This window comes from Citrobacter sp. RHBSTW-01013 (genome assembly GCF_013781985.1).
Lineage (GTDB): Bacteria > Pseudomonadota > Gammaproteobacteria > Enterobacterales > Enterobacteriaceae > Citrobacter > Citrobacter braakii.
Map to the genome: position 1 here is coordinate 181539 of NZ_CP056185.1, position 12514 is coordinate 194052.

At 52.1% G+C, this 12514-nt stretch carries 11 protein-coding genes; 9 read left to right on the plus strand and 2 right to left on the minus strand.

The features are described from left to right. The first annotated feature begins 28 nt into the window (after positions 1-28). The 7 genes from HV350_RS00930 (at position 29) to HV350_RS00960 (ending at position 8589) form a co-directional block, all read left to right on the plus strand. Positions 29-637: a glutathione S-transferase gene (locus tag HV350_RS00930; protein ID WP_046275795.1), complete on the plus strand. Its 609-nt coding sequence runs from the start codon at positions 29-31 to the stop codon at positions 635-637. A gap of 98 nt (positions 638-735) precedes the next feature. Continuing rightward, on the plus strand, positions 736-2127 hold the full coding sequence (gene selA / locus HV350_RS00935; protein ID WP_016154951.1) for an L-seryl-tRNA(Sec) selenium transferase: 1392 nt from the start codon (positions 736-738) through the stop codon (positions 2125-2127). Beyond that, positions 2124-3968 (plus strand): selenocysteine-specific translation elongation factor, encoded by a 1845-nt coding sequence (selB, locus tag HV350_RS00940; RefSeq protein WP_181629614.1) that lies wholly within the window; start codon positions 2124-2126, stop codon positions 3966-3968. The genes selA and selB overlap by 4 nt, the downstream gene beginning before the upstream one ends. A 188-nt stretch (positions 3969-4156) precedes the next feature. Next, positions 4157-5308, plus strand: coding sequence for an L-threonine dehydrogenase (gene yiaY, locus HV350_RS00945; RefSeq protein ID WP_181629616.1), 1152 nt, complete (start codon positions 4157-4159; stop codon positions 5306-5308). A gap of 92 nt (positions 5309-5400) precedes the next feature. Continuing rightward, complete coding sequence (aldB, locus tag HV350_RS00950; protein ID WP_181629618.1) at positions 5401-6939, plus strand: aldehyde dehydrogenase AldB; 1539 nt, start codon at positions 5401-5403, stop codon at positions 6937-6939. A gap of 184 nt (positions 6940-7123) precedes the next feature. Next, complete coding sequence (locus HV350_RS00955; RefSeq protein WP_003024200.1) at positions 7124-7447, plus strand: DUF3302 domain-containing protein; 324 nt, start codon at positions 7124-7126, stop codon at positions 7445-7447. 5 nt (positions 7448-7452) lie between these two features. Further along, positions 7453-8589, plus strand: coding sequence for an HlyD family secretion protein (locus HV350_RS00960; RefSeq protein ID WP_016154946.1), 1137 nt, complete (start codon positions 7453-7455; stop codon positions 8587-8589). A 48-nt stretch (positions 8590-8637) separates the two neighbouring features. Here the strand turns inward: HV350_RS00960 and HV350_RS00965 are convergent, their stop codons facing one another. Next, positions 8638-9591, minus strand: a complete 954-nt coding sequence (locus tag HV350_RS00965) for a LysR family transcriptional regulator (RefSeq protein ID WP_115190065.1) — start codon at positions 9589-9591, stop codon at positions 8638-8640. Between the two features lie 121 nt (positions 9592-9712). Between HV350_RS00965 and HV350_RS00970 the strand changes: the two genes are divergently transcribed. Together HV350_RS00970 and HV350_RS00975 are read left to right on the plus strand one after the other, a co-directional pair. Further along, the gene (locus HV350_RS00970; protein WP_016154944.1) at positions 9713-10453 is read left to right on the plus strand and encodes a MipA/OmpV family protein; all 741 of its coding nucleotides are present in this window, start codon (positions 9713-9715) and stop codon (positions 10451-10453) included. 236 nt (positions 10454-10689) lie between these two features. Next, positions 10690-11163, plus strand: a complete 474-nt coding sequence (locus tag HV350_RS00975; protein WP_181629620.1) for a 4Fe-4S dicluster domain-containing protein — start codon at positions 10690-10692, stop codon at positions 11161-11163. A 35-nt stretch (positions 11164-11198) separates the two neighbouring features. Here the strand turns inward: HV350_RS00975 and avtA are convergent, their stop codons facing one another. Continuing rightward, positions 11199-12491: a valine--pyruvate transaminase gene (avtA, locus tag HV350_RS00980; RefSeq protein WP_225622922.1), complete on the minus strand. Its 1293-nt coding sequence runs from the start codon at positions 12489-12491 to the stop codon at positions 11199-11201. Positions 12492-12514 lie beyond the last annotated feature (23 nt).

Genomic DNA, 12514 nt, shown 5'->3' on the forward strand with positions numbered 1-12514 from the left:
ATATTTTTGTTGGCAAAAAGGACCCGGCATGAAACTCATTGGCAGCTATACCAGCCCTTTTGTGCGTAAAATTTCTATACTGTTACTGGAAAAGGGCATCACCTTCGAATTTGTAAATGAACTCCCCTATAACGCAGATAACGGCGTGGCACGCTATAACCCGTTAGGAAAAGTGCCCGCGTTGGTTACCGATGAGGGCGAGTACTGGTTTGACTCTCCGATCATCGCGGAATACATAGAACTGCTGGATATTGCGCCAGCGATGCTGCCGCGTGAACCACTGGCGGCGCTGAAGGTACGCCAGTTGGAAGCGCTGGCCGATGGCATTATGGATGCCGGTTTAGTCTCGGTACGCGAACAGGCTCGCCCCGTCGCACAGCAGTCAGAAACCGAACTGTTACGCCAGCGAGAAAAGATTACCCGTAGTCTGGATATGCTGGAAGGTTATCTGGCGGAGGGTACGCTGAAAACGGATACGGTTAACCTGGCAACCATTGCGATTGCCTGTGCCGTCGGTTATCTCAATTTCCGTCGGGTTGCGCCCGGCTGGTGTGTTGATCGCCCGCGTCTGGTCAAACTGGTGGAAACGCTCTTTCAACGCGAAAGTTTTGCCCGTACGGAACCGCCAAAGGCTTGATACACATTATACTCGCCTAAGCAAAGTCACGGTACAATCCTTCCTATATCGATATCCCTCTCCACGGTGGAGAGGGCCACCAACAGCCAGGCCCTTTCATGACAACCGACATGCGTTCACTCTACAGCCAGCTTCCTGCGATCGATCGTTTATTGCGCGATAGCGCCTTCCCAGCTTTACGTGAGTCTCACGGTCATACCCGGGTGGTTGACCTGCTGCGTCACATGCTCGACGAAGCCAGAGAAGCTATTCGCGACACGCACGCGCTCCCGGCATGGTGTGAGGACTGGGCGCAAGAGGCCTGCGCCCGGCTGGAACGAGAATCGCAAAGTGCGCTGCGTCCGGTGATTAACCTGACCGGAACGGTGCTGCATACCAATCTTGGTCGCGCATCGCAGGCCGAAGAAGCGATCGAGGCGGTGGTGCAGGCGATGCGCACGCCAGTGACGCTGGAATACAGCCTGGATGATGCCGGGCGTGGACATCGGGATCGGGCCCTGGCGGATTTACTCTGCCGTCTGACGGGGGCGGAAGACGCCTGTATCGTCAATAACAATGCCGCAGCGGTTTTGCTGATGCTGGCGGCCACGGCTAACGGCAAAGAGGTGGTCGTTTCACGCGGAGAGCTGGTAGAAATTGGCGGCGCGTTTCGTATTCCTGACGTGATGTGTCAGGCCGGATGTATTCTGCGCGAAGTGGGTACCACCAACCGGACCCACACGAAAGATTATCGTCAGGCGGTAAATGAAAACACCGGTCTGCTGATGAAAGTGCATACCAGTAATTACAGCATCGAAGGCTTTACGAAGTCGGTGGATGAGGCAGAGCTGGCCACTATTGGCAAGGAGCTGGATGTTCCGGTAGTGGCGGATCTCGGCAGCGGCTCGCTGGTCGATCTCAGCCAGTATGGATTACCGCAGGAGCCGATGCCGCAACAGCTGATTGCCGCTGGCGTTAGCCTGGTGAGCTTCTCTGGCGATAAATTACTGGGAGGGCCGCAGGCAGGGATTATTGTCGGTAAAAAAGAGATGATCGCGCGCTTACAGAGCCATCCGCTGAAACGTGCATTACGGGCTGATAAAATGACGCTGGCTGCGCTGGAAGCGACGCTGCGGCTCTACCTGCACCCGGAAGCGCTGGCAGCGAAGTTGCCGACGTTACGCCAGCTCACCCGCTCGCAGGAGGCTGTCCACGCGCAGGCACAACAATTACAGGCACGGCTTGCTGATCATTACGGCGACGAATTCGCCCTGAACGTTATGCCTTGTTTATCGCAGATAGGCAGCGGTTCGCTACCTGTTGATAGGCTGCCCAGCGCGGCATTAACCTTTACTCCACATGACGGGCGCGGTAGCCGCCTCGAAGCACTGGCCGCCCGTTGGCGTGCGCTGCCCGTGCCGATCATTGGGCGAATTTATGATGGTCGCTTATGGCTGGATCTGCGCTGCCTTGAGGACGAGACCCGGTTTATGGAGATGATGCTGAAATGATTATTGCAACCGCCGGACACGTTGACCACGGAAAAACAACGTTATTACAGGCGATTACCGGCGTGAATGCCGACCGTTTGCCGGAAGAAAAAAAGCGCGGCATGACCATCGATCTCGGTTATGCCTACTGGCCGCAGCCGGACGGAAGGATTCTGGGATTTATCGATGTTCCCGGACACGAAAAGTTTTTGTCCAACATGCTGGCGGGTGTCGGCGGGATCGACCATGCGCTGCTGGTGGTGGCGTGTGATGACGGCGTGATGGCGCAAACGCGTGAGCATTTGCAAATTCTGCAACTGACGGGCAACCCGCAGATCACCGTGGCGCTCACGAAAGCCGATCGCGTGGATGACGATCGCATCAACGCGGTACGTACTGAGGTGCATACTGCGCTTGAAAACTATGGATTCGCCGATGCGGTTCTGTTCGTGACGGCTGCCAGTGAAGGTCGTGGAATCGAAGAACTGCGCGATCATTTACAGCAATTAACGTCGCGCGAGCATGCCCGCGATTGCAGCTTTCGCCTGGCGATTGACCGTGCCTTTACGGTCAAAGGCGCGGGTTTGGTGGTGACCGGGACGGCGCTTAGCGGTGAAGTGACTGTTGGTGACACGCTGTGGCTCACGGGCGTCAACAAACCGATGCGCGTACGTAGCTTGCATGCGCAAAATCAGACCACCGATCGCGCGCAGGCGGGGCAACGTATTGCGCTGAATATTGCCGGTGATGCACAAAAAGAAGAGCTTAACCGCGGCGACTGGCTGCTGTCCGATGCACCGCCAGAGGCGTTTACCCGCGTGATTGTCTCTTTAGAGCATGCCGCGCCGCTGATGCAGTGGCAACCGCTGCATTTTCACCACGCGGCCAGCCATGTCACCGGGAGAATCTCGCTGCTTGAAGGGACGCTGGCGGAACTGGTGTTTGATACACCGCTCTGGCTCGCCGATAACGACCGTCTGGTGCTACGCGATATTTCGGCCCGCACGACGCTGGCTGGCGCGCGCGTGGTAACGCTCAATCCGCCGCGTCGCGGGAAGCGTAAGCCGGAATATTTGCAGTGGCTGGCAGCGCTGGAGAAGGTACAGAGTGACGGCGAAGCTCTGGCGCTACATCTGACGCGCGGGGCGGTGAATATTCCTGACTTCGCCTGGGCGCGTCAGCTCAACGGCAACGGTATGCGTCCGTTGATTGAGCTGCATGGCTTTATTCAGGCGGGATACAGTCTGTTGAATGCTGCCGTTGCAGCGCGCTGGCAGCGGAAAGTCCTTGATACGCTGGCAACGTACCACGAACAGCACCGTGATGAACCAGGACCAGGGCGAGAACGCCTGCGCCGTATGGCTTTGCCGATGGAAGACGAAGCGTTGGTCCTGCTGCTGATTGAAAAGATGCGTGAGAGCGGCGCCATCCATAGCCATCATGGCTGGCTGCATTTGCCGGATCATAAGGCCGGTTTCAGCGAAGAGCAGCAGGCTATCTGGCAAAAAGCAGAACCGCTTTTTGGCGATGAGCCGTGGTGGGTGCGCGATTTGGCAAAACAGACGGGCACAGATGAGCAGACGATGCGTGTGGCGTTACGACAAGCAGCGCAGCAAGGCATCATTACCGCGATCGTCAAAGATCGCTATTACCGTAACGATCGTATTGTGGCCTTTGCCAATATGATCCGCGAACTGGATCAGGAGAAAGGATCGACCTGTGCTGCCGATTTCCGCGACAGGCTTAACGTTGGACGTAAATTGGCTATCCAGATTCTGGAATATTTTGACCGCATTGGTTTTACGCGTCGCCGGGGAAATGATCATTTATTACGCGATGCTTTGTTGTTTCCCGAAAAGTAATGAAACAATTAATTCAGGAATTAAATGAATTAATACAAAATAAATATTGATTGAAATAAGCACATTAGATTATGAACCTAATGTGCTTTTTAATTGTGGGTGTTATTAAAATAACAACCACGATCATATTTTGTTGGATATTTCACTCGTATGCTTCCTGACTCTTTAGAGTAATTAAGGATCGTACAATGGCTGCTTCAATATTTTTTATTCCTTCCGTGAATGTAATTGGCGCTGATTCATTAAAAGACGCAATGAATACAATGGCAGAATATGGTTTTCGTCGTACGCTGATTGTCACGGATGCCATGCTGACAAAATTAGGTATGGCTGGCGAGATTCAAAAAGCATTACAGGAACGTGATATTTTCAGTGTAATTTTCGACGGTACGCATCCTAATCCCACGACCAGTAACGTCGCTGCTGGCCTGCACATACTGAAAGAAAATGAATGTGATAGCGTTATTTCCCTCGGCGGCGGTTCTCCGCACGATTGTGCGAAGGGCATTGCGCTGGTGGCGGCTAACGGCGGTGATATTCGCGATTACGAAGGTGTGGACCGTTCTGCAAAACCACAGCTGCCGATGATCGCCATTAACACCACCGCGGGCACGGCATCTGAGATGACCCGTTTCTGCATCATTACCGATGAAGTACGTCACATTAAAATGGCGATTGTGGATAAGCATGTTACGCCGCTGCTGTCCGTTAATGACTCCTCGCTGATGGTCGGCATGCCGAAGTCCCTGACAGCGGCAACCGGTATGGATGCGCTGACCCACGCCATTGAAGCCTACGTGTCTATTGCTGCAACGCCGATTACCGATGCGTGCGCGTTGAAAGCGGTCACCATGATTGCGGAAAACCTGCCGGTCGCCGTTGCAGATGGCAGCAATGCTCAGGCGCGCGAAGCCATGGCTTACGCGCAGTTCCTCGCGGGCATGGCCTTTAACAACGCTTCTCTTGGTTATGTGCACGCAATGGCGCACCAGTTGGGTGGCTTCTACGATCTGCCGCACGGTGTATGTAACGCAGTGCTGCTGCCGCATGTGCAGGTCTTCAATAGCAAAGTGGCTGCCGCTCGCCTGCGTGATTGCGCCGCGGCAATGGGTGTGGACGTTGCTGGCTTGAGCGCAGAGCAAGGGGCGGAAGCCTGCATCACGGCGATCCGCGAACTGGCGCAGAAAGTGAATATCCCGGCCGGTCTGCGTGAGTTGAACGTGAAGGAAGAGGATATTGCCGTACTGGCGACCAATGCTCTGAAAGATGCCTGCGGTTTCACTAACCCGATTCAGGCGACTCATGAAGAAATCATGGCGATTTATCGCGCAGCCATGTAATTCGTGATACCTGTCGTAAAGCAGTAAATGGCTGGCGAATAATTCGCCAGCCCCGTCTACCCTTGTAGTACCCCTACAGCAAGGAGACGGTCATGACCAATAACCCCCCTTCAACGCGTATTTATCCCGGCGAGTATGGTTACCCTCTGAAGTTAAAAGCCCGATACGATAACTTTATCGGCGGTGACTGGGTTGCCCCGGTGGACGGCGAGTATTACCAAAACCTGACGCCGGTAACCGGGCAATTACTGTGCGAAGTGGCCTCTTCCGGCAAAAAGGATATCGATCTGGCACTGGATGCCGCGCACAAAGTAAAAGACAAGTGGGCGCAGACATCCGTGCAGGACAGGGCGGCGATACTGTTCAAAATCGCCGATCGTATGGAGAAAAACCTGGAACTGCTGGCGACGGCAGAAACCTGGGATAACGGTAAGCCCATCCGCGAAACCAGCGCGGCAGATGTTCCGCTGGCGATTGACCATTTCCGCTATTTCGCTTCCTGTATTCGTGCGCAGGAAGGGGGTATAAGCGAGGTTGATAGCGAGACCGTGGCTTATCACTTCCATGAACCTCTTGGCGTGGTAGGGCAAATTATCCCGTGGAACTTCCCGCTGCTGATGGCCAGCTGGAAAATGGCGCCCGCGCTGGCGGCGGGTAACTGCGTCGTGCTTAAACCCGCGCGCCTCACGCCGCTGTCCGTGCTGTTGCTGATGGAAGTCATCGGCGATCTGCTCCCGCCAGGCGTGGTGAACGTGGTAAACGGTGCGGGTGGGGAAATCGGTGAGTATCTGGCGACGTCTAAACGCATTGCGAAAGTGGCGTTTACCGGCTCAACGGAAGTTGGGCAGCAGATCATGCAATACGCCACGCAGAACATTATTCCCGTCACGCTGGAGCTGGGTGGGAAATCGCCCAATATCTTCTTCGCTGATGTGATGGATGAAGAGGATGCGTTTTTTGACAAAGCGCTGGAAGGTTTCGCGCTGTTTGCCTTCAATCAGGGTGAAGTGTGTACCTGTCCGAGCCGTGCGTTAGTACAGGAATCTATTTACGAACGTTTTATGGAAAGAGCTATCCGCCGGGTGGAGAGTATTCGCAGCGGCAATCCGTTAGACAGCGTGACGCAAATGGGTGCGCAGGTCTCGCATGGTCAACTGGAAACCATTTTGAATTACATCGATATTGGTAAGAAAGAAGGGGCTGATGTTCTCACCGGTGGGCGGCGCAAGCAACTGGATGGCGACTTAAAAGAAGGTTATTACCTCGAACCAACCATTCTGTTTGGCAAGAACAACATGCGGGTTTTCCAGGAAGAGATCTTCGGGCCCGTGCTGGCCGTCACGACCTTTAAAACCATGGAAGAGGCGCTGGAAATCGCCAATGACACCCAATATGGGCTTGGCGCTGGTGTCTGGAGCCGTAATGGAAATCTGGCGTACAAGATGGGCCGTGGGATTCAGGCGGGGCGTGTTTGGACCAACTGTTACCATGCTTACCCGGCCCATGCGGCATTCGGTGGCTATAAGCAGTCAGGCATCGGGCGCGAGACGCATAAGATGATGCTCGAGCATTATCAGCAAACCAAATGTCTGCTGGTGAGCTACTCGGATAAACCGCTGGGACTATTTTAATTTCTCATCACTTATTGCCCGGTTTTGCGCCGGGCATATCTTTATTCTGCAGTTATATATAAACCCATATATCGTTATATAAATAAGACGATTGCATCCAATCTGGTCATTCCACTACTATTATCAACTCTATTGTGTAAATCAAATTGCAGCCGAATTTTTAATTTAAATCCCTGAGGCAAATATGTTCCTTAATTATTTTGCATTAGGAGTGCTTATTTTTGTATTCCTGGTCATTTTTTACGGGATTATTATTCTGCATGATATTCCCTATCTCATTGCAAAGAAACGTAACCACCCTCACGCTGACGCAATACATGTCGCAGGCTGGGTGAGTTTGTTTACCTTACATGTCATTTGGCCCTTTTTATGGATCTGGGCAACGCTTTATCGCCCGGAACGCGGGTGGGGTATGCAAAGCGCGGATTCTTCCCTGATCCAGTTGCAGGCCAGGGTTGCCGATCTGGAAAAGAAACTGGGTGAGGCGAAGACCTCTCCGGCGGAGTAATATCGATGGATTTATTGATCGTTCTGACCTATGTGGCGTGCGCATGGTCAATATTTAAGATTTTTAAAATTCCTGCCAATAAATGGACAGTACCCACTGCAGCATTGGGCGGTATATTCATTGTTTGCGGGCTTATATTACTGATGAATTATAACCATCCGTATACATTTAAGGCGCAAAAGGCAGTAATTTCTATTCCCGTAGTACCGCAGGTCACGGGGGTCGTGACGGAAGTGACGGATAAGAAGAATACGCTGATCAAAAAAGGTGAGGTACTGTTTAAACTTAATCCGGGACGTTATCAGGCACGAGTTGATCGCCTGAAAGCTGATATTGTCACCGCACAACATAAAGAGCAGGTGCTGGTGGCGCAGTTAGACGAAATGCAAGCCAACACGCAGCGGGCAAAGGCTACGCGTGACAAGCTAGCTAAAGATTACCAGCGCTATGCGCAGGGGAGTCAGGCGAAGGTCAATCCTTTTTCTGAACGCGATATCGATGCGGCGCGGCAAAACTATCTGGCGCAGGAAGCAGCGGTGAAATCCTCCGTTGCGGAACAACAGCAAATCCAGAGTCAGTTAGACAGCCTGGTGCAGGGTGAGAATTCGCAAATTGCCAGCCTGAAAGCGCAGTTAGCCGAAGCGGAGTTCAACCTGGACCAGACAGTGGTTCGCGCGCCCAGCGATGGTTACGTTACGCAGGTGCTGATGCGACCGGGAACCTATGCCGCCGCGCTGCCTATGCGTCCGGTGATGGTGTTTATCCCGGATCAAAAACGGCAAATTATCGCCCAGTTCCGGCAAAACTCGTTGCTGCGATTGGAGCCAGGCGATGAAGCTGAAGTGGTGTTTAACGCCCTGCCGGGTAAGGTTTTCAGCGGCAAACTGGCTGCCATCAGCCCGGCCGTACCGGGGGGGACATACCAGTCGAATGGGGCGCTGCAATCCTTAAATTCTACGCCCGGATCGGAAGGGGTGATCGCCACGATTGAGCTGAATGATAATGTGGATGTGAACGCTCTGCCTGACGGGATTTATGCGCAGGTCGCGGTTTATTCTGATCACTTCACCCATGTGTCAGTGATGCGTAAGGTTCTGCTGCGTATGACCAGTTGGGTGCATTATCTGTATCTCGATCACTAGGCGCAGGCTATTTTGCTTACCATTTTGAACCTGGTACCCTAATTTCGCTTACTCAGGCTGCTGTTCCAGCGCCTGAGTAAGTTGCTGGCGGATCTCTGCTAACATCTCATCAAGAATAAACTGTACCCGCCATGGCTGATATTCACGTTTGCGGAAAATCACCACCAAATCCAGCCACCATTCATGTTGTTCTGAGAAACATGGAACCAGCGACCCGGATTCAATATCTTTTTGGATACTCGCATTTGGCGCAAAAACAATGCCCAGATGGTTACGTGCCAGCGCCAGTGCAGACTGTGTATTGTCGCAGACATAATTTCCGGTCACCCGATAATCGTGCATCTCCTTGCCTCCGGCAGAAGTGAAACGCCAGATATTAGCCTCATCTATCATCATGGAATCAATCAGGATACAGGAATGTTCTTCCAGTTCATCAGGGCTACTAATAGGATGTGCTTTGATATACTCAGGGCTGGCAAAAGCCGTCACCGCATATTTGGTAATGAAACTGGCAACCAGAGATTCATCTTTAGGATGCGCATAGGTAATTAAAATATCACAATCTTCAGGGAAGTCGACACCTTCAAAAAATGCCTTTCGTTCCAGGTTACATGTTTTAAGTGAGAGGCTAATTCCACCAATATCCTGAATTTTTGCGATCACATGTTGCGATAAATAAGCAATTATGCCCGTCGGAGCATATACGGTTACCCGGCCACGTTTTTCGTGCTTATAATCAGCAATGAAATTATTGAGCTGATCGTTTCTGTCCAACATGTCATTGATGTAAGGAAGCAGCGCTGTACCAAACGGTGTGAGGGTGAGCTGTCGAGTGGTGCGATCAAATACCTTTAGTCCAACTTTGGATTCAAAATCAGCAAGATACTTACTAACGTTGGCTTGTGCGATGCCGAGAACCGTAGCGGCATGACTGATGTTTTCACTGGCAGCAATTACCGAAATAATCTTCAGTTCCCGGTGTTTGAGTTGTAATTTGTTCATCGCCAAACCCAATATATATATGTTTGTATATATTACTATATAAATATGAATCTTGCACCGATGAAATTGTAAGCATTATTATGCACGCGTTTTGTATCTTATTTTAAAATGGAATGTGGGCATGTTAATTAAACGCAATATTGTGGCGCTATTCGCCTTTTCATTTATGGCGAGCGCAACTGCCGCAGAATTTTCTATTGGCGGCGGCGCTGTATATAACGAATCTCCTTATCGTGGATATAATGATAACGTTCACGCAGTACCGCTTGTCAGTTATGAAAGTGAATCATTTTATTTTAGGCAAACAACGTTAGGTTATATTCTTTCAAAAAATGAAAGTAATGAATTTAGCATTACTGCCTCGTACATGCCGCTTGAGTTTGATCCGGGTGATAACGACGATCAAGCGATGAAGCAACTGAACAAGCGTGACGCAACCGCGATGGCAGGTGCTGCATGGTATCACCATGAGAAATGGGGCAGCGTGAAAGTCTCCGCAGCAGCGGATGTGCTGGACAACAGCAACGGTTGGGTTGGGGAAATGTCTCTGTTTCGCCAAATGCCGATGGGCAAGCTGACGCTGACGCCGGCGATTGGCGTGCTCTACTATGACGAAAACTTCAACGAATATTACTACGGCATCTCTGGCAATGAATCCCGCCGTAGTGGGTTATCAAGCTACTCCCCTGGCGATAGCTGGACACCGTATGTTGGCCTGTCCGCTAAATACGCATTGACCAGCAATCTGACGCTGCTGGCCAGCGCCAACTATAGTGCGCTGCCAGATGATATTAAAAATAGCCCGATGGTTGACCGTGATGACAGCTTTACCTTTATGTCCGGTCTGACCTGGCGTTTCTGATTCTCACCCGTTTGTCCTCAGGGAGGAGGGCAATCTTTTCAATGCGGTAGACCGGATAAGACCCGAAGCATCGTCATCTGACCATTTCCAATGAGCTGGGTTTTACCGTTCGCGATTAGGCAGATATCCATAGTTATTCAGGCACCTGACAATATTTAACCGTTTCCCCTGTCCGATCAAGGCGTCAGGGGCAACCTCTCTGGCACTCTGTGGTTTTCACGCAGACGGAGGGAGCAATGAACGAGTTTATTATGGCGGATGCGGCAAAATGTATTGGGTGTCGTACCTGTGAAGTTGCTTGCGTCGTCGCGCACCAGCAAAACCAGGACTGTGCGTCGGTCTCTTCCACTGCGTTTACCCCGCGCATCCGCGTGATCAAAGACGACGCCTTTACGACGGCAGTCGCCTGCCATCAATGCGAGGACGCTCCCTGTGCAAATGTCTGCCCGACGCACGCAATTCGTCGTGAATATGGGCATATCTTCGTTGAACAGGCGCGTTGTATAGGTTGTAAAAGTTGTATGCTGGCCTGCCCGTTTGGGGCAATGAATGTCGTCGCCCGCTCGTCACGGGTGCAGGCGATAAAATGCGATTTATGCTGGCACCGTGATGCGGGACCCGCGTGTGTCGAAGCCTGTCCGACCAGCGCGTTGCAGTGTATAGATGCCGTCAGCATTCAGCGCCAGCGTCTGTGTTCACAGCCGCTGTGAAGTGAGCCCGACCCGCTCTCGGGTCGGGACTTGCGTTAGCCTTCCTGCCAGGCGCGTTCGATCTCTTCAGCCAGAATCTTCACTCCAGCTTCGATTTTCTCCGGTTCTGGCACGTAGTTCATCCGCATACACTGATGGGTATGCGGCCAGGGTTTATCCAGACCCGGGAAGAAGTAGTCACCGGGAACCATCAGTACGCCACGCGCTTTCAGACGCTGATACAAAAGTTCGGTGGTGATAGGCAAATCTTTGAACCATAACCACAGGAAAATCGCGCCCTCCGGTTTATGAATAAGGCACCGATCTTCAGATAAATAGCGGCGAATGATCGCAATCGTCTCCTGAACGCGCTGATAATAAAACGGCTTGATCACCGTCTCGGACAGGCGCAGAAGGTCGTTGCGCTTAATCATTTCGCACATGATTGCCGGGCCCATTCCGCCAGGCGCGAGGCTGATAATGCCGTTCATGTTGGTGATGGCGGTGATGATTTTTTCATTCGCGATAATGATGCCGCAGCGGGAGCCTGGCAGACCCAGCTTGGAAAGGCTCATGCACAGCACAATGTTGGGATTCCACAGCGGGCGCGCTTCGCTAAAGATGATGCCGGGGAACGGTACGCCATAGGCGTTATCAATCACCAGCGGGATCCCATGCTGGTTGGCCAGCCGGTCCAGCTTCATCAGCTCTTCATCGGTGATCACGTTGCCTGTCGGATTTGTCGGACGTGACACGCAGATCATGCCCGTCTCTTCACCGATGTGCAGGTGTTCAAAATCAACGTGATACTTAAACTGACCTTCTGGTAACAGTTCGATGTTTGGACGCGCGGAGACAAAAAGATCCTCTTCCAGCCCGGAATCAGCATAGCCAATGTATTCCGGAGCTAACGGGAACAACACTTTTTGCGTTGTTCCGTCGGCGCGGCGTCCGGCGAACAGATTGAATAAGTAGAAAAATGCGCTCTGACTGCCATTTGTCAGTGCAATATTTTGTGGCTCGATATCCCAACCCTGCTTCTCACGTAGCAGTTTCGCCAGCTCAGTCAGCAGCTCGGTTTTACCTTGTGGACCATCGTAATTGCAAAGCGCATCAGTGGCTTTGCCGTTTTCCAGCATATCTGCCAGCAGAGATTGAAAGTAATTTTGCATCTCTGGAATTTGCGCCGGATTGCCGCCACCGAGCATGATGGCGCCTGGGGTGCGTAAACCGTCGTTAAGGTCCTCCATCAGGCGTGTGATGCCTGAATGGCGGGTAAATTTGTCGCCAAAAAGTGAGAATGTCATAGCAGGTGGTCTGTCGAACTGAGTAATAAAGTGGCTAACCATAGCGCTACCCATGGCAGGGTGCA

Excerpts from the sequence above, each read along its gene's own strand:
- HV350_RS00930 (WP_046275795.1), top strand. The coding sequence starts at position 29 with ATGAAACTCATTGGCAGCTATACCAGCCCTTTTGTGCGTAAAATTTCT.
- selA (WP_016154951.1), top strand. The coding sequence starts at position 736 with ATGACAACCGACATGCGTTCACTCTACAGCCAGCTTCCTGCGATCGAT.
- selB (WP_181629614.1), top strand. The coding sequence starts at position 2,124 with ATGATTATTGCAACCGCCGGACACGTTGACCACGGAAAAACAACGTTA.
- yiaY (WP_181629616.1), top strand. The coding sequence starts at position 4,157 with ATGGCTGCTTCAATATTTTTTATTCCTTCCGTGAATGTAATTGGCGCT.
- aldB (WP_181629618.1), top strand. The coding sequence starts at position 5,401 with ATGACCAATAACCCCCCTTCAACGCGTATTTATCCCGGCGAGTATGGT.
- HV350_RS00955 (WP_003024200.1), top strand. The coding sequence starts at position 7,124 with ATGTTCCTTAATTATTTTGCATTAGGAGTGCTTATTTTTGTATTCCTG.
- HV350_RS00960 (WP_016154946.1), top strand. The coding sequence starts at position 7,453 with ATGGATTTATTGATCGTTCTGACCTATGTGGCGTGCGCATGGTCAATA.
- HV350_RS00965 (WP_115190065.1), bottom strand. The coding sequence starts at position 9,591 with ATGAACAAATTACAACTCAAACACCGGGAACTGAAGATTATTTCGGTA.
- HV350_RS00970 (WP_016154944.1), top strand. The coding sequence starts at position 9,713 with ATGTTAATTAAACGCAATATTGTGGCGCTATTCGCCTTTTCATTTATG.
- HV350_RS00975 (WP_181629620.1), top strand. The coding sequence starts at position 10,690 with ATGAACGAGTTTATTATGGCGGATGCGGCAAAATGTATTGGGTGTCGT.
- avtA (WP_225622922.1), bottom strand. The coding sequence starts at position 12,491 with ATGGTTAGCCACTTTATTACTCAGTTCGACAGACCACCTGCTATGACA.